Origin of the sequence: Actinoplanes sp. NBRC 103695 (assembly GCF_030269485.1) — a bacterium.
In the GTDB taxonomy this organism is placed as follows: domain Bacteria; phylum Actinomycetota; class Actinomycetes; order Mycobacteriales; family Micromonosporaceae; genus Actinoplanes.
The window spans coordinates 1-997 of the sequence record NZ_BSTL01000114.1; the positions used below are offsets into that span (position 1 = coordinate 1).

Annotated in this window: 1 protein-coding gene; it reads left to right on the forward strand. The window is 66.9% G+C overall.

Features of this window, described 5'->3' with window-relative positions; translation table 11 throughout:
• Positions 1–163 precede the first annotated feature (163 nt).
• Positions 164–976, forward strand: coding sequence for an IS5 family transposase (locus tag QSK31_RS48500; protein ID WP_285691994.1), 813 nt, complete (start codon positions 164–166; stop codon positions 974–976).
• Positions 977–997 lie beyond the last annotated feature (21 nt).

Below are 997 nucleotides of genomic sequence, written 5' to 3' on the forward strand. Positions count from 1 at the left end.
CGATGTCTTGTGCGCGCCTGTACGGCGTGGTGTCGTGACATGGGGAAGGGCCTTCAGTACGAGCGAAGGTGACTAAACCAGCACGACCGAAGGCCCAACCCTGTCTGTATACCTTGCCGCGGGGGCCGCCACGTCAGCGACCCCGGCGGACTTCGCTGATCACCTGTCCACCCGCAGGCCGCGGCACTATCCCTCCGATACCAGCGACGCCGAATGGGCTGTGCTGGCCCCGCATGTCCCGGCGGGGACCGGCCGTGGCCGTCCGATCGTCTACCCGCGCCGCGACGTCGTCGACGCGATCCGCTACCTCGACCGGACCGGCTGCCAGTGGGACGCCCTGCCCGCCGACTTCCCGCACCACAAGCTCGTCTACCACTACTTCAAGACCTGGACCGCCGACGGCACCCTGACCCGCATGCACAACCACCTGCGTGAACAGGTCCGTCAGCACGTCGAGCACCGGGACCGGCAACCGACCGCAGCGCTGGTCGACTCGCAGTCGCTGCGAGGCGCGGAAACCGTCGCACGGTCGGGCCGTGGCTACGACGCCGGCAAGAAAATCAACGGCCGTAAACGCCACATCGCGGTCGACACCTGCGGACTGCTGCTCGCGGTCCTGGTCACCAGCGCCGGCATACAGGACCGCGACGGCGCCCGGCCACTGCTCTGGGCGTTGCACGCCTGCTTCCCCGGCATCCGTCTGGTCTGGGCCGATTCCGGCTACGCCGGCCAACTCGTCAACTGGGCTGCCGAGCAACTGCGTCTCACCGTCCAGATCGTCACGAAACTCGCCGGGCAAACCACCTTCGTGGTCCTGCACCGCAGGTGGGCGGTCGAGCGCACGTTCTCCTGGATCAACCGATGCCGGCGCACCGTCCGCGACTACGAACGACTGCCACAACATCACGCCGCGATGGTCCAGTGGTCCATGATCATCATCATGACCCGACGCCTGGCCCGTCACCACCGCACCTGAAACCCTTATTTACCAGGGTCT